The 21,469-nt window shown below is 59.6% G+C and carries 22 protein-coding genes and 1 tRNA gene; 13 read left to right on the top strand and 10 right to left on the bottom strand.

The features are described from left to right. The coding region (locus AC0L2Z_RS27835) for a hypothetical protein (RefSeq protein WP_473629847.1) at positions 1–203 on the bottom strand (203 nt) is incomplete at its 3' end. Positions 204–938: 735 nt separating this feature from the next. On the opposite strand from AC0L2Z_RS27835, the gene AC0L2Z_RS27840 reads away from it, so the two are divergent. Further along, complete coding sequence (locus tag AC0L2Z_RS27840) at positions 939–1,649, top strand: response regulator transcription factor (protein ID WP_287250799.1); 711 nt, start codon at positions 939–941, stop codon at positions 1,647–1,649. Between the two features lie 8 nt (positions 1,650–1,657). Further along, positions 1,658–2,140: a hypothetical protein gene (locus AC0L2Z_RS27845; RefSeq protein WP_287068788.1), complete on the top strand. Its 483-nt coding sequence runs from the start codon at positions 1,658–1,660 to the stop codon at positions 2,138–2,140. Between the two features lie 213 nt (positions 2,141–2,353). Here AC0L2Z_RS27845 and AC0L2Z_RS27850 read toward each other — a convergent pair whose 3' ends face one another. Further along, on the bottom strand, positions 2,354–2,833 hold the full coding sequence (locus AC0L2Z_RS27850; RefSeq protein WP_287068792.1) for a transglutaminase-like cysteine peptidase: 480 nt from the start codon (positions 2,831–2,833) through the stop codon (positions 2,354–2,356). Positions 2,834–3,362: 529 nt separating this feature from the next. Here AC0L2Z_RS27850 and AC0L2Z_RS27855 point away from each other — a divergent pair. The 4 genes from AC0L2Z_RS27855 (at position 3,363) to AC0L2Z_RS27870 (ending at position 8,146) form a co-directional block, all read left to right on the top strand. Beyond that, positions 3,363–3,779, top strand: coding sequence for a hypothetical protein (locus tag AC0L2Z_RS27855; protein ID WP_473629848.1), 417 nt, complete (start codon positions 3,363–3,365; stop codon positions 3,777–3,779). A gap of 359 nt (positions 3,780–4,138) precedes the next feature. Beyond that, positions 4,139–5,203 carry a glycoside hydrolase family 88 protein gene (locus tag AC0L2Z_RS27860; protein ID WP_473629849.1) on the top strand — a complete coding sequence of 355 codons (1,065 nt, stop codon included), beginning with the start codon at positions 4,139–4,141 and terminating at the stop codon, positions 5,201–5,203. Between the two features lie 213 nt (positions 5,204–5,416). After that, positions 5,417–6,400 carry a D-alanine--D-alanine ligase family protein gene (locus AC0L2Z_RS27865; RefSeq protein WP_473629850.1) on the top strand — a complete coding sequence of 328 codons (984 nt, stop codon included), beginning with the start codon at positions 5,417–5,419 and terminating at the stop codon, positions 6,398–6,400. A 51-nt stretch (positions 6,401–6,451) separates the two neighbouring features. Then, entirely contained in the window at positions 6,452–8,146 is a 1,695-nt protein-coding gene (locus tag AC0L2Z_RS27870; RefSeq protein ID WP_473629851.1) for a GNAT family N-acetyltransferase, read from the top strand. 79 nt (positions 8,147–8,225) lie between these two features. Here the strand turns inward: AC0L2Z_RS27870 and AC0L2Z_RS27875 are convergent, their stop codons facing one another. Then, on the bottom strand, positions 8,226–9,290 hold the full coding sequence (locus AC0L2Z_RS27875; RefSeq protein WP_473629852.1) for a DUF2332 domain-containing protein: 1,065 nt from the start codon (positions 9,288–9,290) through the stop codon (positions 8,226–8,228). A gap of 136 nt (positions 9,291–9,426) precedes the next feature. Between AC0L2Z_RS27875 and AC0L2Z_RS27880 the strand changes: the two genes are divergently transcribed. Then, positions 9,427–10,359 carry an alpha/beta hydrolase family protein gene (locus AC0L2Z_RS27880; RefSeq protein ID WP_473629853.1) on the top strand — a complete coding sequence of 311 codons (933 nt, stop codon included), beginning with the start codon at positions 9,427–9,429 and terminating at the stop codon, positions 10,357–10,359. 89 nt (positions 10,360–10,448) lie between these two features. Here the strand turns inward: AC0L2Z_RS27880 and AC0L2Z_RS27885 are convergent, their stop codons facing one another. Both AC0L2Z_RS27885 and AC0L2Z_RS27890 read right to left on the bottom strand, forming a co-directional pair. Next, positions 10,449–11,177: a S1 family peptidase gene (locus AC0L2Z_RS27885; RefSeq protein WP_473629854.1), complete on the bottom strand. Its 729-nt coding sequence runs from the start codon at positions 11,175–11,177 to the stop codon at positions 10,449–10,451. A gap of 371 nt (positions 11,178–11,548) precedes the next feature. Beyond that, on the bottom strand, positions 11,549–11,755 hold the full coding sequence (locus tag AC0L2Z_RS27890) for a ribbon-helix-helix domain-containing protein (protein WP_473629855.1): 207 nt from the start codon (positions 11,753–11,755) through the stop codon (positions 11,549–11,551). A 112-nt stretch (positions 11,756–11,867) separates the two neighbouring features. On the opposite strand from AC0L2Z_RS27890, the gene AC0L2Z_RS27895 reads away from it, so the two are divergent. Both AC0L2Z_RS27895 and AC0L2Z_RS27900 read left to right on the top strand, forming a co-directional pair. After that, the gene (locus tag AC0L2Z_RS27895; RefSeq protein WP_473629856.1) at positions 11,868–12,203 is read left to right on the top strand and encodes a hypothetical protein; all 336 of its coding nucleotides are present in this window, start codon (positions 11,868–11,870) and stop codon (positions 12,201–12,203) included. Beyond that, a complete protein-coding gene (locus tag AC0L2Z_RS27900; RefSeq protein WP_473629857.1) occupies positions 12,200–12,493 on the top strand; it encodes a hypothetical protein in 294 nt (97 codons plus the stop codon). Before AC0L2Z_RS27895 ends, AC0L2Z_RS27900 begins: the two co-directional genes overlap by 4 nt. A 296-nt stretch (positions 12,494–12,789) precedes the next feature. Here AC0L2Z_RS27900 and AC0L2Z_RS27905 read toward each other — a convergent pair whose 3' ends face one another. The 5 genes from AC0L2Z_RS27905 to phaC form a co-directional block, all read right to left on the bottom strand. Further along, the gene (locus AC0L2Z_RS27905) at positions 12,790–13,098 is read right to left on the bottom strand and encodes a hypothetical protein (RefSeq protein WP_473629858.1); all 309 of its coding nucleotides are present in this window, start codon (positions 13,096–13,098) and stop codon (positions 12,790–12,792) included. Between the two features lie 115 nt (positions 13,099–13,213). After that, on the bottom strand, positions 13,214–13,486 hold the full coding sequence (locus AC0L2Z_RS27910) for a hypothetical protein (protein WP_473629859.1): 273 nt from the start codon (positions 13,484–13,486) through the stop codon (positions 13,214–13,216). Between the two features lie 122 nt (positions 13,487–13,608). Beyond that, a tRNA-Glu gene (locus AC0L2Z_RS27915) sits at positions 13,609–13,683 on the bottom strand. A 189-nt stretch (positions 13,684–13,872) separates the two neighbouring features. Continuing rightward, complete coding sequence (locus AC0L2Z_RS27920; RefSeq protein ID WP_473629860.1) at positions 13,873–15,129, bottom strand: YcbK family protein; 1,257 nt, start codon at positions 15,127–15,129, stop codon at positions 13,873–13,875. 214 nt (positions 15,130–15,343) lie between these two features. Then, positions 15,344–17,179, bottom strand: coding sequence for a class I poly(R)-hydroxyalkanoic acid synthase (gene phaC / locus AC0L2Z_RS27925; RefSeq protein WP_473629861.1), 1,836 nt, complete (start codon positions 17,177–17,179; stop codon positions 15,344–15,346). Between the two features lie 172 nt (positions 17,180–17,351). On the opposite strand from phaC, the gene AC0L2Z_RS27930 reads away from it, so the two are divergent. The 4 genes from AC0L2Z_RS27930 (at position 17,352) to glpX (ending at position 21,467) form a co-directional block, all read left to right on the top strand. Next, complete coding sequence (locus AC0L2Z_RS27930) at positions 17,352–17,669, top strand: hypothetical protein (RefSeq protein ID WP_473629862.1); 318 nt, start codon at positions 17,352–17,354, stop codon at positions 17,667–17,669. 93 nt (positions 17,670–17,762) lie between these two features. Then, positions 17,763–18,980, top strand: coding sequence for an LL-diaminopimelate aminotransferase (locus AC0L2Z_RS27935; protein WP_077383891.1), 1,218 nt, complete (start codon positions 17,763–17,765; stop codon positions 18,978–18,980). A gap of 47 nt (positions 18,981–19,027) precedes the next feature. Then, the gene (locus AC0L2Z_RS27940; RefSeq protein ID WP_473629863.1) at positions 19,028–20,341 is read left to right on the top strand and encodes a homoserine dehydrogenase; all 1,314 of its coding nucleotides are present in this window, start codon (positions 19,028–19,030) and stop codon (positions 20,339–20,341) included. Positions 20,342–20,483: 142 nt separating this feature from the next. Beyond that, on the top strand, positions 20,484–21,467 hold the full coding sequence (glpX, locus tag AC0L2Z_RS27945; protein ID WP_473629864.1) for a class II fructose-bisphosphatase: 984 nt from the start codon (positions 20,484–20,486) through the stop codon (positions 21,465–21,467). The last annotated feature ends 2 nt before the right edge of the window (positions 21,468–21,469 follow it).

Raw genomic sequence — 21,469 nt, forward strand, 5'->3', positions numbered from 1 at the left:
ACACCGGTGGCGTCAGCGTCGCTCTTGGCGTCAGCGTCGGATTTGGCATCGGCTTTGGCGTCGGCGCTGGCGTCGCTCTTGGCGTCGGCGCTGGCGTCGCTCTTGGCATCGCCATCTCCGATATCGATTACGGTGTCGTCATCGGAGACATCGCCGATGAACTGCCAACCGGTGTTGGAGTTATTGCTGTTGCGAGTAGTCATTGTCGTTCCCTCGGTTAGAGGCCACGACAACCGAACCACATTCAATCTGACGTGGTCTTGGGCTGCTCGCGGCCGTTAAGTTTTCTCGGTAAGAGGCCGCGACAACCGAACCACATTCAATCTGACGTGGTCTTGGGCTGCTCGCGGCCATTAAGTTTTCATGTGGTTGGTTTTGGATCGCCTGCGCCTAGGGGACTAAGGCCGGAGATCCGGTCATCGTCTGTTTTTATGGCGTCACCTCCCTTTGACGGGGGAGCGAGGCAGCCAGATTGCGCACGAGTTACCGCCTGCGCCGCCCAACGGTGCGGTCGCTCGCTGCTCTCGTGATCTCTGGATGTTCCCCAAACTCCCAATACGGAACATTGGAAGTCTGTGACCGTCAGCCGTAAATTGAAAGCTGATAGTTGGAGCTAGCCCGTTTGGGACGATCTGCTCGCCATGAAGGGTTAAATCCTGGGCGGAAAACCGGGTCGGTAGCAATGGTGATTGGCGGACAGTTGCGCGCCGCGCCGCTGCCAGCATAGGGTTGCCTAGCAATTGCCTAGCTCGTCAGGACTATATTTTTTCGCCTAGTTTTGAGTTAGGAAGTAGTTAACGTGTGTCGTCCGGGTTAGGGGTTCCCGGCCTTTAGTGAGGTTAGTAGACAGGTGGGCCATGAATGGGGTGGATGGGGTGGAGGCGAGCGGACGAGGTCGAGCTGATTCCGCCGATAGAGAATCCTGGGCCCGACGAACCTTGCTGTTCATCGCCCCTGACGACACGATCTCCGAGAGCCTGGTGCATGCCGTCGAAAGGGAATTCCCGTGGATCGGGGTTGAGCGCGTTCGCGACCTGTCCGCCACCTGGACGGCGTTCGAACCTTCGGTTTCCCTTATTCTGATCGATGCGGTGTTTCTGAGCGAGATCGATTCCTGTTCCGCCCAGCTGGCCCGCTTCCACCCGGCAGCCATGACCGCTGTGATGCAGGACGACGGCAGGAGGCCGCTTATCCCCGATGAGGTCTTTGCGTCGCGAGTGGTGCGCGGCGTGCTTCCCATGAACCTGAAGCTGGATGTGTGGCTTTCCGTGATCAGGCTCATGCTGCGCGGAGGCGAATATTTCCCCTTGGCCATGTTTCAGCCGTACCTGAACAACGGCATGCCCCATAGCGAGGCGAAGGAGTCGAAGCCCGCCATCAAACGGCAAGCCGCACTCGAGGAGTCTGGCCAACTGACATGTCGAGAGATTCAGATCCTGGAGATGGCGTCGCAGGGACTTCAGAACAAAACCATAGCCGCCGCACTTCGCCTTTCCGAACACACCGTCAAAATTCACATGCACAACGTCATCAACAAGCTGGGCGCCCACAACAGGACTGAAGCCGCAGCCCTTTTTCATGCCCGACGGGTTGCGGCCGCTGGAATGGTTCCCAGTGCGGATCGCCCGGTGATCTCAACTCTCACGTGAGCAGGTCGATGCCACGCTTCCAGGAGATTTTACTGCTTGTTGGTCAATTGAACTACACATGGACCAACACAGAAAGCTTGCTGATCTACCTGATTGCCGGTCTGGCGAAAGTAGACAAGGAGACTGCGATCGTCATTTTCCTGACGCTGAACACCACGCGTGCACGGATCGAGTTGGTCGAGCGGTTGGCGAAGATGGCGGGAACACCGGTCGAATGCCGACGCCAGGTCCTGGAGATTGCCAGTCAGCTTACCCGGCAGGGAAAGCTGCGCAACAAGTACAGCCACTGCATCTATTCGTTCGACGAAACGGGAACGCACGCGAGCACGCAACTCATGCGCATCTTCGACAGCAAGGATGCAATCAAATATGGGAAGATCGAGGAGCTCGACGATTCCGAGATGAAGCGGATCAGCGCCTCCATCCAGGCGATCAGCGCAATCAACAAGGATATTTGGCGGGTCGTCGAAAGCCATTCCTTTCCGCATTGAATTGCTTGTCCTGTGACGCCGCGCATCGAGGTTGACATAGGCAGCGATCGGGTCCGGGCCGCCGTGACCTCTGCCTGAACGCATTATCGCGCAGAGCCGGTGACGGTCGCGGCCAACCGTCGGGCTGAGGACGCCAGATCGAAGATAGATCCGGTTTGCGCCCCCAGGAAATCGGCGGGGCGAAATCGACGCGGGGCGATCAAGGCACGGGTGTCAGGTTCTTATCCGCGTCCACTTGCCGTTTTCGGACTGGGACTGCCGAGCAAAATAACGGTACGACGTCCGTGACCAATTCCTGATCGCGCCCGTCCTGTTGTCCAGCACCAGGTCGCCCTTGCTGGTCCGCACCGTCAGGACCGTATGACCTGCGCCGCCAAGCGTCGCAACGGTCAGCAACAGGGCGGATGCGGGCCAGCCGCGTTTCAACAACTCGGCTTTCTTGAGGATGGCGAAATCCTCGCAATCGCCTTCGCCGGTCGGCAAGCCCCAAACGTCGGCTCGGCCTGCGGAGTCTCTGTCGCCTCTCTCCTTGATGCGGCGATTGACCGAACTATTCACGCTCGCAAGTTCCGCTTCCAGCCTCGGCGTGAGTTCGACCGCTTTGACCTTGCCGCGGGTGCTGCAGAGCGCCGGATCGCTGGCGCAGAATTTGTAGAAGGCGGCCGGTGCAAAGGCGTAGCCCTGCGTGGCCATCTTCGTTGCTGTTCCAGTGGTTTGATTGCTGCAGCCGGCCAGCAAAATGGCCGCCGCGAGAAGCGCCGCTGAACGATTCACTTAGTGTCCCCTTTAGTAGGTCATCATAATGTTGAAGGGGGTTGGTAAATCAACCCTGAGAATCGCAATTGCGCAGGAACAAATTGTTTGCCATACTTAACAAAGTGTTACCGATGGTCGGCAACATTGACCCTTCGCGCAACCAAAGGGGACGGGAGCGCCTTTTTCCCTCAAAAGGAGGAAGAAATGCACCTGTACCCTGAGGTATCGAGCACGATTCTAAGAATACTGCTCCTTTCATCCGCCGCCTTCACGGTGGCAACGATCACACCGGCAACCGCGCAGCAGAGTCCACGTCCGCGGCTTGCGGCTGCACAGTGCCAACCTCTCACTGAAGCCAATTTCGCGCTTTGCTGTATTGCAGCCAACCGCACCAGCATTCTTTCCGCCGAACAGATCGACATGTGCCCGCCGATTACCACGGCCCTTGTCGCCGCCGCCTTGAACGATGGCGGTGACGGCGATGGCGATGGTGATGGCGACGGCGACGGTGATGGCGACGGCGACGGTGATGGCGATGGCGACGGCGATGGCGACGGCGATGGCGACGGCGATGGTGACGGCGATGGTGACGGCGATGGCGGCGGCAGTGGCGGCAGTGGCGGCAGCGGCGGCAGTGGCGGCAGCGGCGGCAGCGGCGGCGACGGTGGCAGCGGCGGCGACGGCGGCAGCGGCGGCGACGGCGGCAGCGGCGGCGACGGTGGCAGCGGTGGTAGCGGCGGCAGCGGTGGTAGCGGCGGCAGTGGCGGCAGCGGCGGCAGCGGCGGTGGCGGCGGCAGCGGCGGCTAACGACCCCACCAGATATTCGCTCGATAATCGCGAAGGTGAGCGTCTAAAGGCGCTCACCTTCCGTTTGGGATACTGAACTGGAGGGCCGGCGCGAGGCTGACTATCGGCCGCGAAGCTATCTTCACTCCTCCGCGCCGGGCTTCGTCGCAGACCGGCCCTTCAATTGCAGCGACAAACCAGGATCTTCACGGCTCTCTACGCTCATTTGGAGCCCGGCCCTACAGCCGAGGCCGTTGCCACCGCATAGACCCTGCCATTACAGTCGACGGTTGAAGAGCAGCCCAAAACTCGATCAATCTCAGCGAAACCATGTCCGCCCAACGGATTCAAACCTCCAAACGCCTCATGCCAAAGACGAACTTTCATCGCGCCGAGCGGTCTCCCGAACGACGGACGGACGTGTCGCTGCCGGAGGAGATGGCAAGGATCCGAGACTTGGCGGAAGTCTGGATAATCCGCAATATTGGAAAAAATGGCCTGTTTACCTACAGTATCAATCCGTATACGGGCGAGAAATCTGAAAAAAACAATGAACTAAGACAGCTTATGTCATCGCGCACGTTGGCGGAAATGAGCGTAGGAAATCTCTCGCTTCGCCCTGTTCATCGCCGGAATTTGTCATTCATCATGAATACATGGTATCGGGAGGAGGGTGGTATTGGTTATATTGAATATGATGGCAAGTCAAAGCTCGGGGCAAATGCGATGCTGCTTCGCACATTCGCGGCAAGCCCTCATTTTGAACAGTTCCAGTCAAAGGCCAGTGCGGCCGCGGAGGGCATCCTTGCGCTCCAGAATGCAGACGGGTCCTTTCGCCCTTGGCTAAAGGAGCCGAATTATTCCTTCGACGCAAAATACCTCTTAACATTTTACTCAGGGGAAGCACTGGTTGCTTTGCTCGAATATTATATCCGGACTGGATTGACCCGTTATTTCGAGGAAGCGGCGCGCAGTGCAGAATTCTATTTAGAGGAATATGTCCGCAATATCGCAGATAATTATTACCCGGCATACGTGCCTTGGCACACCATCGCTTATCGGCATCTATATGAGTTGACGAAAGCCGATAAATTCGCCGAGGCGGTGTTTACTCTGAACGACAAATTGCTTGAACTTCAGGACCGGTCGTACAGGATTGGACGATTCTTCAATCCAGCAACCCCTCAGTACGGCCTTCCGCACGCGTCCTCGGACGGAGTTTATACCGAGGGGCTGGTTTATGCATTCGAGATGGCGCAGCGGACAGGGGATGAGGTGAGGGCAGGGCGATACCTTGACGCTATTATGCTCTCGTTGAAAAACATCGCATCCTTGCAGTATAGAGAAAAACTGGATGAATCTTCTCTTCCTTTTTATGCGTACAGAGGAGCCATCAGGACCAATGCAGAGAAAAATAGGTGGGCTCGCATAGACAATGCCCAGCATACGATAGACGCTATCCAGGCCTTGGGGAATTTTCTCGGAAGCAAGCAGGCTTCTACATTCGAGCTGGGGCTTTGACTCCCGTCAAAGGACAGCCGGGAGCCCCGAACTGCTCCTGCGTTTCTTCACCGGGCAGTGCGGCCAGCATCCCAGTCTGGATCTGTACCATTTCGACCTTCAACGCCACCCAAAATATTGCCCGTGTTCTGCTTGACCGGCTCAAGCCATGATGCAAGCATGGAAAGCGTTTTGAACACATCAGGCTCATAAATGCCGACGTTGGAATACCTGTTGACCCCATCGCCGGAAGAGCTGGCGCAAACCCATGTGCTGTTTTTGGCGCGTCATGCCCTCGACTCCAGCCCGGAGCGCAGGGCCAAGTACGGCTACCACGTCGTCTACCATGCCATCATGCTCGAAACGCTGCGCGGGCTGGGTTTCAGGGTCACGCCGGCGAGCGAGCACGAGGTGCTGTTCGGGCCTCTCGACTTCGATTTCCTCTATGCCATTCACTCGCATGCGATATTCGATGGTCACGAGCTCCTGGCGCCGGCAATCGCGGCCTATCGTGGCGTCCCGTGTCTCGGCGCATCGGCGTCAAGCCGGGCGGTCTCGGAAGACAAGGTATTGGCCAAGCAACTGGCTGCTTCGCTGGGGCTCGATGTCGCCAAGCACAGGATCATGCAGCCCGGTGAGGTCAGCAATGACAAGTTCAGCCTGCCCGGTTCGTGGATTGTCAAGCCGCGAGGGGGTATCGCTTCCGACGCAATTGTAAAGGTCGAGAATGAAGCGGATTGGCGGGATGCGCTGACAACCATCTCGGATCCGCGTCACGGCGGCCGTGAATTCATTGCAGAAGAGTTTGTGCCGGGCCTCAATCTGACGGTTCCAATTGTCGAGGGCTTCCCCCCGGGTTCATTGGCGGTCTTCGAGGAGAGCGGCCGCCCTGGCGACAATGTTCTGACCAATGAAGCAAAGCGAGGGCTCAACAGTTCCTACAAGTCCGCTCCTTACGACGGACCGGGAGCCGAAGAGGTTTCGGAGGCAGCCGCACGAATGGTGGCCGAGATGTCGCCATTCGACTATGCCCGCTTCGACTTCCGTTATGATCCCGACACGCGGCGGACCGTTTTCATCGAAGTGAACATCGCCTGCAATATGGCGCCGGCCTCGGCGGTCTATCGTTCGGCCGCCCTGCATGGGATCAAGTATGAAGAACTGGTGGGACATGTTTTGACGCACAGTCTCAGGCGTCAGAGAAGGCGGCAAAGATAACCGCAACGCTCGATAAGGCACTTCAGTGATGGTCAGCGCATGCAAATCGATATGGTCGACAAATTCGAAGCGTTGGAGCCGCTGAGAGAGAATTGGGACCGGATATATGACTCCGATCCGGAGGCGAACTTCTTCCTGTCGTGGCCATGGATGTCGAATTGGCTGCGACGCCCAGGTTGGGTGATTTTGGCCGCGCGGTCTCCCGGGTCGAACGAGTATGTCGCCTTCTTCCCTTTGCAACTCGTCACCGGGCTTGATGAGCAGACGGGGTTTTATAGCAGCATAAGGATGGCCGGCTCGTATTTCGCCACCTATACGGGCTTCATCTGCGTTCCCGAATTCGAAGAGCAAGTCGTTTCGTTGTTCGCCGATCGCCTGCAGGCGCTGAATTGGACAACGTTACACTGCGACGACATTTCGATATCGGCCAGGCGCCGTCAAATGCTGCTTGGAAGCTTTTCTGACAACGATTTTGTGAAAGAAAAGATTGAACGACGTCGCCATACAACCCGAACAGGCGAAAATATAAACCATGACATCTATATGTATGTCGATTTGCCAGCCGATTGGGACGAATTCCTGGATGGCAACCTTGGCTCGAAAACCCGTCGTGATGTCCGCCATTTTCTTCGTCAGGTCGAAAATAGCGGAGAATACCGGATAAGTTTGGCAGACTTCGAGACAATCCAAAGCGACCTGGAGGTTTTCTATCAACTTTGGCTTGCGCAGTGGGAGGCCAAAAGCCGCGTCTATGCTCAGGGTGTTATTACCAACTGCCGCCATATGTTACTTGAATGCCACAAGGCGGGTGTGCTGTTCGCGCCCGTATTGTGGAAAGGCGATACTCCATTAGGAGTACACATTGCGTTTATCGACAGGTCAAAGGGTTCACTCGTCTGTTTCCTCGTCAGCCGCAATCTCGCAATTCGGAAGCCTCCACCCGGCTTGGTGCTTCACGCCTACAGCATCCGTTGGGCAATTCAAAATGGCCTCAGGACTTACGACCTTGGCACTGGAGATTTTTCGTACAAGTACAGTTTCGGATCGAAGGAGCGGCTTGTAGAGGGTGTCCGGATCGACTCCACCAACAGCCGCGGAAACAGGCTGGATCGAAGAAGCCTTCCCTCGGTGATTTCGTCGGTGCGAAAGCTGCGTCAGGAGGGGAAGTTCCAACTGGCTGAGCGCGGTTGCAGGCAGGTGCTCGAAACTGAGCCGAGCAATCTGGAGGCGCGCCGGCTTCTGGACGAGCTTGTGGCGGCTAGGCCTATTGAGGAGCAATTTGCGCGTGCGTTGCAATGCCATCGGAGCAAGCAATTTTTGGATGCCCAGAGGATTTATCTGCAGGTACTGGCAGCAAATCCCCGGCATTACGACGCTAATTATCTGTTGGGCGTTCTATGTCTTCAGGCCGGTCGGTATCAGGCAGCGGACACTTACCTGGCTCGCGCCACTGAGATCAATCCGAAAGCCGCAACTGCGTACAACAACAGGGGGCATGCCTTGCGCGGCCTGAAACGGTATGACGAGGCTCTCGCGTGCTACGAGAAAGCCATCGGGGTGAAACCCGATTTCGTGCAGGCAATGAACAATCGGGGGGTGACGCTGCGGGCGTTGGGGCGCGTTGATGAGGCACTCGCCAGCTTCGACGAGGCGCTGACGCTCAAACCGGACTTTGCCAAGGCCTTGTCCAACCTCAACCAGTTGCGAGATGCCTCTGCCGCGCGACCGTTTGTCCATCGCCGATGATGTGGACACCTTAGAGTAAAGCGCATCGCGTTTTGCATCTGGTCAAGGACAGGAATGGCTGGGTAAACCCGTCGACCTGCTAACCTTTCCACTCCATCGATAGTCCATGCGGATCGCAGATCGCGAGCGTTTTGACCCTGCGCTCGCCATTGAAGTATCTGCTGACCTTGAGAGGATTGAACGTCTCAGTGGGGTTGGGGTGTGCGACCTCGCCTTCCACGGTGACGCGCCAGACCGGCGCCGTCTTGCTCGCCTCCAACAGGATATCGTTTATGCGTCGGTGTTGATCGCCGGAAAGCTGATAGCCCATTATCGTGTGATACACGCACCGGGCTTGATAAGGCGGAATCTCCGCCAGCGCAGAGCTCAGGTTCAACACGGCGTCGCCGCCTTTGATCCGGGGCGGATGCGCGGCGGCGACCTTCAAGGCGCCATCCAGTTTTGTAAGCCGGTCAATGCGCTCGGGCCAGACAAGCGCCTTGAGCCACCGGCGTTCATTTTCATCCCGAACATCGGTCGGATAAAGTTCGAGGCCGATCCTCGTTGAAACGGGGGGCGGGAACATCCCCAATACAGGCACCCCAGGCCCTTCAAGGATGCAGGAAAGGACAAAATCCGCATCGGTCCACCGCTCCAGCTTCGGAGCGCCTTTCCCGTCCGTATACCGATATCCATAGCTGTCGAAGTTCAGGTTGAGGCCGGCGCTGGATCCGATCTCTATGAGGCCAAGCGGAGCGGCGGCTTCGCGCGCAACCAGATCGAATGCGGGCAGCAGCAGCGCGCTGCGGCCAGCCTCGTTGGTGTTGGTGGCGCGCTTCGCGATGATGTCGACGAGTTCGGCTTCGTGGGCACCGCAAAAAGCCGCGAAAAGTTCGAATGCGCGATCGTCGGCCGGCCGCGTTCCGCCCAGACTCGGATAATAATCCTTGAGAGGATGATCGACGCCGCCAAGCAGGAGATACTGTACCGCGCCGAAGACCAGGTTCGCCGCCGGCTGACCCTTCCTGCGCCCTGCCGCCAGGCGCTGGAGCGCGACGTTGTCCGCAATCCCGAGCGACAGCTTTTCATAGAGGGGAGAGCCGCCACGACGAGACTCGTTGGCAAAGAAGCGGTAATAGTGAGCGCTTGTTTCAAACACCACCATAGCATGAACCTAGCGGGCAATAGATGTCTTGGATGTGGATTCCACCTGTAATTGCCTTAATGCTTTCGGTCCAGCAGGTCAAGGAACCGGGCGAACAATAGAGGTTTTCGAACATACATTCCTGAGAGACTGGCGGATGAACGAAACCGTGGATGATACACCTTCGGGATATACTGTCATTGATGGCGCCTTTCGCGATGAATCGCGCAGCCGTTCCGTGCCGTACCGGCTTTATGCCCCCGCTCCCCTCTCTGGCGCTTGCCCGGTGATCCTTGTGTCGCATGGCATTGGCGGATCGCGCGAGGCGATGCCTTACCTCGGGCGGCGCCTGGCGGAAAGCGGTTACGTGGCGGTGCACCTGCAGCATACCGGGACGGACAGTTCGATCTGGCAACAGGCAAACTCTCTTGCGGAAGTCTACCGCATTCTTCGTGAAGCCATGTGGGACGCCAATGCGGCGCGCGCGCGATTTCAGGACGTGCCCTTTGCCCTGCGCGTGCTTGCGCGCATGAACGGCGAGGGGCGGCTCGCCGGCCGCCTGGATTTGACACGCATCGGCATGGCCGGACACTCTTATGGAGGCGTCTCGACGATGGTTGCAGCAGGGCAGAGAATGGGTCCGGGCGGGCAGTGGTCGTTCAAGGAGCCAGGAATTCGCGCTGGCTTGGTCATGAGCCCGAACATACCCATCCAGGGCGGCGACTTGGCCGCCCTTTACCGCGATATCAGTATCCCGCTGTTTCACATCACGGGCACGAAAGATGGCAATGCGGTGCCCGGCAACAAGGAATTCGATCCGATACAGCGGACCCTTCCTTACGCAGCGCTGACCATCCCTCATCAATATCTGCTGGTTCTCGACGGTGCTGGCCACAATGCGTTTTCCGGCCTGAAGCACGGACCACACGCCCACGGCCCCGAGGAAGAGACCCGCTACACGCGGATTGTACAAGACGCAGCAGTGTCGTTCTTCGATGCCTACCTGAATGGGAAAACGGCGGCTCTGGCGGCTCTTCGCCAAACGTTTCAATCCAGCCTTGAGCCGACCGACAGGTTTGAATGGAAATAGCGGGAAGTCCGCCAGCGTGAGGCACGCCGGGATTTCGAGCAGGCAGACGCCTTTGGCGAGGCTATGAAATCGTTGGCGGTCTGCCTGGTCTAGATCCGCTCGGCCGTGATGGGGGCTCGGCTTAAATCGAGGAGGCTGGTCGCACCTCCGGCGATGCCCGGCTTCCAGTCGAGCAATCCTCGGATGTCGTGTGCAAAACCAAACTCCTCTATCCTTAATCGCCGCTCCGTGTACTTTTGACCGTTTTCAGCGACTTCTGAAATCTCTGACTCGGTAGTTTCACCTCGGAATGAACTTACCGCAACTCCAAGCAGCAAATCCGTTTCGCCTTGATGTTGGAACACAGGCGCCCCACTCATCCCCGGGCTTATGTTGAAACTCAATTCGTAGCCATTTGGATGGCTCCCGATGCGCATGTCTTGAGGCAACGTTTTGCGCTGTACATAACCTCTTAGAGCTCTCAAGTTGAGCCGAAATCCGCTAGGCGTGCCGCCGTGTGCTGAAATGGGATAGCCAATAGATGCAACGTCCTGCCAGACCTCAATATCAAAGCTTTGCAACCGTATCTTGGTTGGAGCGAAATAAGCCGTCCTGGCGATGGCAACATCGAACGGAGGCGGGGCGTTTTCGATTTGAAGAAATTCCGCAAGTACGCTTGTGGCTGCCGTGCCGTTGTCAGCTTTTCCAACAACTCCAGCATGCATTCCTTTTATACTGTTGACGCGTTGGAGCGCTTGATCGGCCACGTGCCGAGCGGTCAAAATCCAGCCTTGGTCGTTAATCAGAAAAGCGGTGCCCACGGTTCCAATGACGTTCACACTGTCAGGGCCACGGACTTCCCATATAGCAACGGGCATAACATACGTTTGTAGAAACATAATGCTAGTATTCCTTGCGCAATGCTTCGCCCCCGCAAGGGCGTGGTTCGCATTCACCCATAGTTTTTAAGCACGGTGCAGCCGATAACAGAACAAGACTTCACGGAGCCTGTGAAGCGGTCGACGACGTAGGCGCTCTCTCCGACGGCTACCGTCTGATAGCGTCCGCCATAAAGGAAGGGCGCAACTCCGAGCGCGGACGCGATGAGACCATCTTCATTTCGGTAGCCTCACTCCAGCTTCGCCACCATTTTCGGGAATGAACTCGACGCCGGCGGATTCGAGGGCAGCACGGAAAGTCGCCCGGGTTTTCACTCAGCCTTCAGTACCTGGTGTCTGATCAACCAATCACGAATGATCAATCGGACGGCTTCAGGTCGCGAAACATCATGCTCGGCAACAAATTGATCGACGCCCGCGAGCATGTCCGGTTGAAGGCGGACCATGATCGGCACGCCTTTTCCCGTTGGGGCTGGTCCCCGCCGTTTCCTTGATGCCACGGTTTCTTGTTTTGCCATAAAACTCTGATATCAGAATTCCCGTTCTGGCGGAAGCCGCTAGAACCTCACATGAAACCGAATTGGAGAAGATCCGATGCCGAACACCCATGTTCGGGCAGCCGCCGAAGACATGCCCGCAATCAACCGCCGCCGCCTTCTGCTTGGCCTCGTGGTTACCTCAACCGCCGCTGCCGCTGCGGCGGCCTTGGCTGCCGCTTCAACGCTCATCGACGCGACCGCAGCGCCGTCTGTCGCTGGCGCGATCCCATCTACGGGCAGAGCCAGTCTCGATGCAAAGCTGCTGTTGCTGCCGCCGGAAGAGGCGAACCAACTGAGGATAGAATTCATAGCGATCATTTCCGCTGTCAAAGAGATGTGCGCCCGAGGCGAAGATCGCCAATCGACCAGGGATTTTGTCAGAACGCGGTTGCAGCAAAATGAGATGGAGAGGGCACGGGGAATATGAGCACCGCACCGATCGTCGAACCATGTGTCTGCTCTGATGTCTTCGTCACTGGGGCCGCGCCGCTCACGTTCATGGGCGACAATCTCAGGCTGACTTTGTTCGTCTCGCAGCGATCCTATGACGGCAGCCCTGAAAACTCCGTGGTGACCAAGCTTGTCGGAAGCCGATCGGACATGCTGGAGATCGCCGCCGCCATCGTGCGAGGCTGCTACACCCTTCCAGGAAAGGCCGAGCGAAACGGCGAGCGCATATTCCTCGAATTTCTCGACGCACCGGCAGAGCGCCACTGACGACTTCCAACCCGTTTAGCCCGCTGCCTCACGGTGGCGGGTTCTTTTTATGTCCTGCCCGTGACGCTGAACAGGATGGCCAGTGCTATGCTCGCCACGGCGATCGCCCCAAACGTGAGTGACAACGGCGAACCAACCCAGAAAAGACTGCCGGCCACGAGACCGAAGCAGATGGCGCCACACCAAAAGAACCCTTTCGGATCGGAAAATGGTGGGAAACCGCTTAAGAATTTAAGAATTCTGCTTCTGCTCAGCGGCCTCACGGTGGCGGGTTTTTCTGTCGGAGCAATCACTATTCAGCGTGCGTTAAACCAACCGCTTGCACGGGCGGCATCGAAGCAAACTTTGCTGGGGTGGGGACCCTTTAGTGCGGCTCTTAAAGCAGCAAAACCTCGTTTGTACTCGCTGGTCTTATCGTACTTGTTGAAGTTCTTCATATCAGAATACTTATACACGGAAGGACACAGCAGAAAAGCTGCCATTTGGTACCCGGTGTCGAAGGCCTCCGATCCGGCTTGGGCATTGATTGATCCGAGCGAGGTGACGGCAAGGGCCAACGCAGCAATCGAAATGCTAGCAGTGCGAATGTGCTTAATTGTCTTCATAGTAGCCTCCTTACCCGCATCGACACTAGCAAACAGCGGAGAATTCCTACAAGCACGCAGAATGGGATAGCGCTCTTGTCCGGCCCGCGCACTGTGCCTCACGGTGGCGGGCTTTTTAGTGCGTAATCAAGCCGGCGGCGCGCCCGATCTCGATTCCGGCCATGACGACTGTAGCAATGGTGACTGCCAGCGCCATGCGTCGCTCAAAATTGGCGAGTCGCTTCTCCGTCGCAAGCTCTTGGCCGTCCCAATAGAGTTTGTTGGTTTTTGGGTTGACGCCTAAGAGCGTAACACCTTCCAGGCTTATGGCCCTGACGCCCTCAGGCCATTCTGGCGGTGGGGCACCCTTCGTATATCGATATTTTCGGATCTCGTCCCAATCGATCATTTTCCCCTCCGGTGGTGACGAGAGGAGTGTGACAGGAATCGCTGGACTCGACAAAGGCCAGAAGGAAATTGGCCAGATATTGGACAGTAAGGTGGGATTTTCAGCTAAGTGTTTGATTTTACTGGTACGCCCAAGGGGAATCGAACCCCTGTTACCGCCGTGAAAGGGCGGTGTCCTGACCGCTAGACGATGGGCGCGCTCAGATGTGAGCGCTTATAGTTGCGTTGCACCAAACCGGCAACCCGTCTGCCGCTACCTGCGACAACTTTTTTCGGTGACCGCAAAACCGCGCATTTTCGGCGATTTCCCCCCGGTTCGACGCAGCATCGCGTGCCGTGTTGAGACAGCACACTGCGGCGTTGCATAGACGAGAGGAGAACCAGCCGTTACCGCCGCCGACGGCAGCGCCAGTTCCAGTCGCGCTCGGGACCGACGTCGATGTGGACGGATTCGGTATGGCAGTAGGTGCCGACGCCGCCGCGCCCTGGCATGCTGCGGATGTAGCTTGCCAGTTGCGCTTTCGAGACGCCTGGAACCTGGATGTCGGCGGCGGCGCAATACATGTGCAGCGAATTCTTGGCGCCGTTGGCGCGGCGGTTGCGGGCCGGATCACGATAGCCGGAGGTGACGATCATCTTCTTGCCGTAGTGGCCCTCGATCGTCTTCAGCACACGGACCAGCGAAGGTTTCAGGCAGGCAACGTCGACATTCTCGGTCTGCTTCAAAAGACCGTTCGGCGCCAGCCGGGCAAGACCGGGAGCGTATGCCACCTGATAGGCGCCGCCTTCATCCTCGTTCAGATCGACGTCGCTGTCGTCGTCGAGGCCGGATTTGCGCTTGATCTCGAAAAGTGCGGTCTTGCGCACGCCAGGCAGCGCGTCATCGGTGAAGCGGCTGGTATCGCCGAGCGAAGCCAGTTGCACCGGCTTTTCAGCCGATTTGGCCGAGGCCAGGGTGATGGCCGGTTTTGCCTCCGCCTTGGGCTGAGCCGCCTTGGGCTGAGCGGCCTTGGGCTGCGCCGCCGGCGGCTGCTCGCCCGACCTGTTGCTGGCCTGCGGGGCAGGTGCTGCCGAGGCAGGCGTGCTGAACAAAGAGGCGAGGAACCCCTTCTTCTTCGGCGCATAGGCCTGCGGCTCTGCGGCGGTCACATAGACCGGGTTGTTCATCGCCGGCGCGGCGGAGTTCGGCGCGGCCGTGCCGGCATCGGCGGTTTCAGTCTTCTGCGCAGCAGCGTCGGCCTGTTCAACCGTCTGCGCCGCCTGTGGCTGCGTCGTCTGGCCCGCAGCCGTCTCTGCGCCCGCTTTGGCCGGGACGGGGAAGCCGGCATCCGATTTGGTGCCTCCCTGGAGGGCCTGCGCCCCTGGCTTGGCCGCTGGCACATGAGCGACCTGCTCGGGAAGGCTTGCGTCGCCCTTGGCGGTCATCGTCATTTGTGAAGTCGTCATCTGCGACGATGAATCAGTGGTGACCTGTTGGCTGCCGGAGGCTGTGTCCGCAGCCGAGGCATTGTAGCCGGGCATGCCGACGGACAGTGACGGGTCGCCGGCCGAGGTGCAGGACGCCAGGAGCACGGAGAAAAGCGCGGCCGCGATGGCGCGGCTTTCTCCCTTCGCGAGGCGCGATCCTGCTGATTTCAAAACCAAATTCCCCCTCGATGTCCGGTCGGTACTTCATTGGCGGCACCGAAAATGTCTCGCCGCAATGAACCCTTGTCCCCGAACGGAAACGAGACCTGTGTCAAATCCGCAAGCCCCAGAGTATTTCGACGGCTAGAGAAGAATCGGGAGTGCTTAAGGGTTGACGAACCCATTTCGCCCTCTTTTACCGGCGCGTCAACTCACCACACATTACAGAAGGTTACACTCGCACCTTGACATAGGTGCCTGGCGCATCGCCCAGGGTTTTCATGTGCTTGCCGGGTTTGCGGGCCGGCACGCGGGTGTCGTCCCTGGCTTCGACCCAGCGTTGCCAGTGCGACCACCAGGAGCCGGGATGGTTGGTGGCCTTGGCGAGCCACTCGTTGAAGTCGCCGGTTGGCTTGCCGCCGGTCCAGAAGTGATATTTCTGCGCCGCCGGCGGATTGACGACGCCGGCGATGTGGCCGGAGCCGGCCAGGACGTAGTCGACCTCGCCGCCGAAATATTTCGATCCGAGGAACACCGAAAGCGCCGGCGCGATATGGTCTTCCTTGGAGGCGAGGTTGTAGACCGGGATGGTGACATCCTTCAGCGATACGACGCGGCCCGCCAGTTCCATCTCGCCTTGCGAAAGTCTGTTCTCGAGATAGCAATTGCGCAGGTAGAAGGAATGGTTGGCTGCGGCCATGCGGGTCGAATCGGCGTTCCAGTAGAGCAGGTCGAAGGGCAGGGGATCCTTGCCGCGCATGTAGTTGTTGACGACATAGGGCCAGATCAGGTCGCCCGAGCGCAGCATGTTGAAGGCGGTCGCCATCTTGGTGCCGTCGAGATAGCCTTTCTCGTTCATCGCCTTTTCGACGGCCGCGACCTGCTCCTCGTCGACGAACACTTTCAGGTCGCCGGCATGGGTGAAATCGACCTGCGTGGTGAAGAAGGTGGCCGATTTGATGCGGTGGTCGCCCTCCTGCGCCAAAAGCGCCAGGGCGGCTGCCAGCAACGTGCCGCCGACGCAATAGCCGACGGCGTTGACGTCCTGTTCGCCGGTGGCCTTTTCGATCGTGTCCAGGCCGTATTGCAGGCCCTCTCTGATATAGGCCTCCCAGCTCTTGGTGCCGTGCCGCTCGTCCGGGTTGATCCAGGAGATGACGAAGACGGTGTGGCCCTGCTCGACCGCCCAGCGGATGAAGGATTTTTGCGGGTTGAGATCGAGAATGTAGAATTTGTTGATCCATGGCGGGCAGATCAGCAGCGGCCGCTTGAGCACGGTTTCGGTCGCCGGATCATATTGCAGGATCTCGGCGACGTCGCTGCGGCCCACCACCTTGCCGGGTGTCGTGGCCAGGTTCTTGCCGATCTCGAAGGACGAATAATCGGCCTGCCTCAGTTTCAGGTCGCCCTTGCCGGCGGCGATGTCCTCGGCCAGCATCTTCATGCCGCGCACCAGGTTTTCGCCATTCGAAGCGATGGTCTCGCGAAACAGTTCCGGGTTGGTCAGGATGAAATTCGACGGCGAAATGGCGTTGGACACCTGCTTGACGTAGAAACCGGCCTTGTGGCGGGTGTGCTCGTCCAGCCCGTCGGCGTGCTCGACCAGGTCGTTCGCCCAGCGCGAGGTGACGAGATAGGCCTGCTTGAGGAAATCGAAAAAGGCATTGCGGCCCCATTCCGGGTCCTGGAAACGCTTGTCGCCGGGCTCGGGCTTGAACGCGCCTTCGGCGTCTTCGCCGCCGTCGCTGAGGCGCTGGATGGAGTTGGCCCAGACGGTCATGTAGCCGGAAAACAGCCGCGTTTGCGCCTCCAGCGCGCGCTGCGGATCGGAAAGCCAGTATTCGCTGAGCTTGGAGAAGGTTTTCACCATATCGACGACCGGCTCGGCGACATGATCGCGCACATCGCCTTTCTCGCGCGGCTCGGCCCATGCGGAAGCCGCCTTGCCGGCCTGCTCGATCATGCGCGCCATGTTCAAGGCGAAGCGCTCCGGATCCTTGACCAGATATTGCTCGACGGTCGAAGGCCGGTCATCTTCCGCTTTGCCCGAATCGGGTGTTTTGGACATGGTTCGCGGGGTTCCTCCCGAAGCGTTTTCTTGACATAGTATCATGGCACATCCAACAGGGTCCAACGCGCTCTATCTTGGCTGCCCGGGAAACAATATGACGACTGATACTGGCAAGACTGTTTTTTCTGGCACTGGTCGTTTTTGCCGCACAGGCGCGGCGGTCGTCTTTTTGGCGATCGCCGGCTGTTCGAGCACCAACATCGAGGGCGCCACGCCTGTCGCGGCTACCGACGGGCCGAAGAACACCGGCGCCTATCCGAACCTGAATATCCCGCCGCAGGCGGCGGCGGAGCAATTCACCGAGGCGGAAAAGAACGCCAACCTCGCCCAGTTGAAGGCGGAGGCACGGGCGCAGGGCTCAAAGGGCGGCGCGGTCAAGGTCGCGAACCCGGCGGCGCTGAACACATTGGCGAAGCAGCACGGCGCCGATGCGCTGAAGCAGATCGAAGCCAAATGCGATCCCGCCCTCGACCCTACCTGCAAATAGGATTATATCGCGCGACCGACAAGCACCACCGACGGGCACCTTTGCCAAAAACCACTTTGACCGTCTGGAATTGAACCCACCACTGGAAACGACATGGAAGAATTTCACAAGGTCCGCCGGCTTCCGCCCTACGTCTTCGAGCAGGTCAACCGGCTGAAGGCCAGTGCCCGATCGCGCGGCGCCGACATCATCGACCTTGGCATGGGCAATCCGGACCTGCCGACGCCCAAGGCCATCGTCGACAAATTGTGCGAGGTCGTGCGCGACCCGCGCACGCACCGCTATTCATCGTCGCGCGGCATTCCGGGCCTGCGCCGCGCCCAGGCCAATTACTATGCCCGCCGTTTCGGCGTGAAACTCGACCCGGACACGCAAGTGGTGGCGACGCTGGGCTCGAAGGAGGGCTTCGCCAATATGGCGCAGGCGATCACCGCGCCAGGCGACGTGATCCTGTGCCCAAACCCGACCTATCCGATCCACGCTTTCGGCTTCATCATGTCTGGCGGCGTCATCCGCTCGTTGCAGGTGGAACCGGACGACGGCTTCATTCCGGCGCTGGAGCGCGGCATCCGCCATTCGATCCCGAAGCCGCTGGCGTTGATCCTCAATTATCCGTCGAACCCGACGGCGCAGGTCGCCTCGCTCGATTTCTACAAGGAGGTGGTGGCCTTCGCCAAGAAGAACGACATCATCATCCTGTCTGACCTTGCCTATTCGGAAATCTATTTCGACGGCAATCCGCCGCCCTCGGTGCTGCAGGTGCCGGGCGCGATCGACGTGGCGGTCGAGTTCACCTCGATGTCGAAGACCTTTTCGATGCCCGGCTGGCGCATGGGTTTTGCCGTCGGCAACGAGCGGCTGATCTCGGCGCTGACGCGGGTGAAATCCTATCTCGACTACGGCGCCTTCACGCCGATCCAGGTGGCTGCCGCGCACGCGCTCAACGGCGACGGCGCCGATATCGCGGAAGTGCGCGACATCTACCACAAGCGTCGCGACGTCATGGTCGACGCCTTCAGCCGCGCCGGCTGGGTCGTCCCGGCGCCGGCGGCGTCGATGTTCGCCTGGGCGCCGATCCCGGAGCCGTTCAAGCATCTCGGCTCGCTCGAATTCTCCAAGCTTCTGATCGAGCACGCCGACGTGGCGGTGGCGCCGGGCGTCGGCTTCGGCGAGCATGGCGACGATCATGTGCGCATCGCGCTGGTCGAGAACGAGCACCGGATCCGGCAGGCGGCGCGCAACATCAAGCGCTTCCTGGCGTCCAGCGCCAAACAGCCCAACAATGTGGTGCCGCTCGCCGCGCATCGTTGAGTTGCCACAGATCACATCGACCAAATTCTTGAGGGGCGTCGCCGGACATGGCTGAAGCGTTGCGTGTTGGAATCGCCGGTCTCGGCACTGTCGGCGCTTCGGTGGCGCGCGTGCTGCGCGACAAGGCGGCGGAACTGACTCGGCAATGCGGCCGCGAGGTCGTCGTGTCGGCCGTTTCGGCCCGGGATCCCAAACGCGACCGCGGCGTCGATCTCGGCGCGGCCAAGTGGTTCGACGATCCGGTAAGAATGGCGCAGACCGCCGAGATCGATGTCTTCGTCGAATTGATCGGCGGCGACGAAGGGCCGTCGCATTCATCCGTGAAAGCGGCGCTTGAAGCCGGCCGCCACGTCGTCACCGCCAACAAGGCGCTGCTCGCCAAACATGGCGTGGCGCTGGCCGAGACCGCCGAGAAGAAGGGCGTACTGCTCAATTACGAGGCGGCGGTGGCGGGCGGCATTCCGGTCATCAAGACGATGCGCGAGGCGATGGCCGGCAATTCGGTGACCCGCGTCTTCGGCATCCTCAACGGCACCTGCAACTACATCCTGACCCGCATGGAAGCCGAGGGCCTGTCGTTCGACGACTGCCTGAAAGATGCGCAGCGGCTGGGCTATGCCGAGGCCGACCCGACCTTCGACATCGAGGGCCACGATACCGCGCACAAGCTGTCGATCCTGACCAGCCTTGCCTTCGGCACGAGGATTGCCGCCAACGACATCTACATGGAAGGCATTTCCAACATCAGCCAGGCCGACATCCGCGCGGCCGGCGATCTCGGCTACCGGATAAAGCTGCTCGGCGTCGCCCAGCGCACGGAAAGCGGTATCGAACAGCGCGTGCACCCGACCATGGTGCCGACGGCCTCGGTCATCGCGCAGGTGCACGGCGTCACCAATGCGGTGGCCATCGAAACCGATATCCTTGGCGAGCTTTTGCTCTCCGGTCCGGGTGCCGGCGGCAACGCCACCGCATCGGCGGTGGTCGGCGACATTGCCGACATCGCCAAGAGCCGGCCCGGCTTCCAGCACGGTCCGGTCTTCGGCCTGCCGGCGAAGGAATTGCGGCCGTACAAGAAGGCGCAGATGCGCAGCCATGCGGGCGGCTATTTCATCCGGCTGACCGTGCATGACCGCATCGGCGTCTTTGCCGCCATCGCCAAGCGCATGGCCGACAACGACATTTCGCTGGAATCGATCGTGCAGCATGCCGCCGGGCCGGATACCGCCTTGCAGAAGACAGTGATCCTCGTCACCCACGAGACGACGGAAGCGGCGGTCCGCAGGGCTGTCGACGGCATCACCAGGGACGATCATCTGACCGACAAGCCGCAGGTCATCCGCATCGAGCGGGCGGAATAGGCGTATCTCTTTTCTCCTTCAATCGATTGATATCGTTGTGTTTTCAAAAAAGACCCGCTGAGGTCTTGCTGTTGTCATGGAGCTTTGACACAACCGGCGCGCCTCTGGCGGGAGGCAATGTGCCAACGAGGATTGTCCACCGATGAACGTTGCCCAGAACATCGTCGCCGGCCTCGACCGGATACTCACAATGGAACTGGTGCGTGTCACCGAACGCGCCGCCGTTGCGGCAGCCAGATTGCGCGGACGCGGCGACGAAAAGGCCGCCGACCAGGTCGCGGTCGACGCGATGCGCGAAGAGCTCAACCGCCTCGCGATCAACGGCACGGTGGTGATCGGCGAAGGCGAGCGCGACGAGGCGCCGATGCTCTATATCGGCGAAGAGGTCGGTTCCGGCAAAGGCCCGGCGGTCGATATTGCGCTCGATCCGCTCGAAGGCACGACGATCTGCGCCAAGAACCTGCCCAATGCACTGGCGGTCATCGCCATTGCGGAAAAGGGCAGCCTTCTGTTCGCGCCCGACGTCTATATGGACAAGATCGCCATTGGCCCGGGTTATGCGGACGGCGTCATCGACATCGATGCCGCGCCCGCCGAAAACATCGCCAGCCTGGCAAGGGCCAAGGGCGTGGCGGTGTCGGAGATCACCGCCTGCATCCTCCACCGGCCGCGCCATGGCGCGCTGATCGAGGCGGTGCGCGCCACGGGCGCTGCGATCCGGCTGATCGGCGATGGTGACGTCGCCGGCGTCATCCATACCACCGATCCGGACGAAACCGGCATCGACATCTATCTCGGCACCGGCGGCGCGCCGGAGGGTGTGCTGGCGGCGGCAGCGTTGCGTTGCACCGGCGGCCAGATGCAGGGAAGGCTGATCCTCGACACGCCGCAAAAGCTGGCGCGCGCGGCGAAGATGGGCATCCTCGATCCGAAGCGGGTCTACCGCGCGCAAGACATGGCGCGCGGCGACGTGCTGTTCGCGGCAACCGGCGTGACCGACGGCAACATGCTGGCCGGCGTCAAGTTCGGCCGCAATTTTATCACCACGCATACGATCGTGCTGCGCTCGTCGTCGCGCACCGTGCGCGAGATCAAGGCCAGGCACCAGGATCTGGAAAAGTTTTGATT

The organism is Mesorhizobium sp. WSM4850 (assembly GCF_055811735.1).

Excerpts from the sequence above, each read along its gene's own strand:
- AC0L2Z_RS27875 (WP_473629852.1), bottom strand. The coding sequence starts at position 9,290 with ATGGTGGTGTTTGAAACAAGCGCTCACTATTACCGCTTCTTTGCCAAC.
- AC0L2Z_RS27940 (WP_473629863.1), top strand. The coding sequence starts at position 19,028 with ATGGCTGAAGCGTTGCGTGTTGGAATCGCCGGTCTCGGCACTGTCGGC.
- AC0L2Z_RS27845 (WP_287068788.1), top strand. The coding sequence starts at position 1,658 with ATGCCACGCTTCCAGGAGATTTTACTGCTTGTTGGTCAATTGAACTAC.
- AC0L2Z_RS27890 (WP_473629855.1), bottom strand. The coding sequence starts at position 11,755 with ATGGCAAAACAAGAAACCGTGGCATCAAGGAAACGGCGGGGACCAGCC.
- AC0L2Z_RS27900 (WP_473629857.1), top strand. The coding sequence starts at position 12,200 with ATGAGCACCGCACCGATCGTCGAACCATGTGTCTGCTCTGATGTCTTC.
- AC0L2Z_RS27935 (WP_077383891.1), top strand. The coding sequence starts at position 17,763 with ATGGAAGAATTTCACAAGGTCCGCCGGCTTCCGCCCTACGTCTTCGAG.
- AC0L2Z_RS27870 (WP_473629851.1), top strand. The coding sequence starts at position 6,452 with ATGGTCGACAAATTCGAAGCGTTGGAGCCGCTGAGAGAGAATTGGGAC.
- AC0L2Z_RS27895 (WP_473629856.1), top strand. The coding sequence starts at position 11,868 with ATGCCCGCAATCAACCGCCGCCGCCTTCTGCTTGGCCTCGTGGTTACC.
- AC0L2Z_RS27905 (WP_473629858.1), bottom strand. The coding sequence starts at position 13,098 with ATGAAGACAATTAAGCACATTCGCACTGCTAGCATTTCGATTGCTGCG.
- AC0L2Z_RS27850 (WP_287068792.1), bottom strand. The coding sequence starts at position 2,833 with ATGGCCACGCAGGGCTACGCCTTTGCACCGGCCGCCTTCTACAAATTC.
- AC0L2Z_RS27910 (WP_473629859.1), bottom strand. The coding sequence starts at position 13,486 with ATGATCGATTGGGACGAGATCCGAAAATATCGATATACGAAGGGTGCC.
- glpX (WP_473629864.1), top strand. The coding sequence starts at position 20,484 with ATGAACGTTGCCCAGAACATCGTCGCCGGCCTCGACCGGATACTCACA.
- AC0L2Z_RS27880 (WP_473629853.1), top strand. The coding sequence starts at position 9,427 with ATGAACGAAACCGTGGATGATACACCTTCGGGATATACTGTCATTGAT.
- phaC (WP_473629861.1), bottom strand. The coding sequence starts at position 17,179 with ATGTCCAAAACACCCGATTCGGGCAAAGCGGAAGATGACCGGCCTTCG.
- AC0L2Z_RS27855 (WP_473629848.1), top strand. The coding sequence starts at position 3,363 with ATGGCGGTGACGGCGATGGCGATGGTGATGGCGACGGCGACGGTGATG.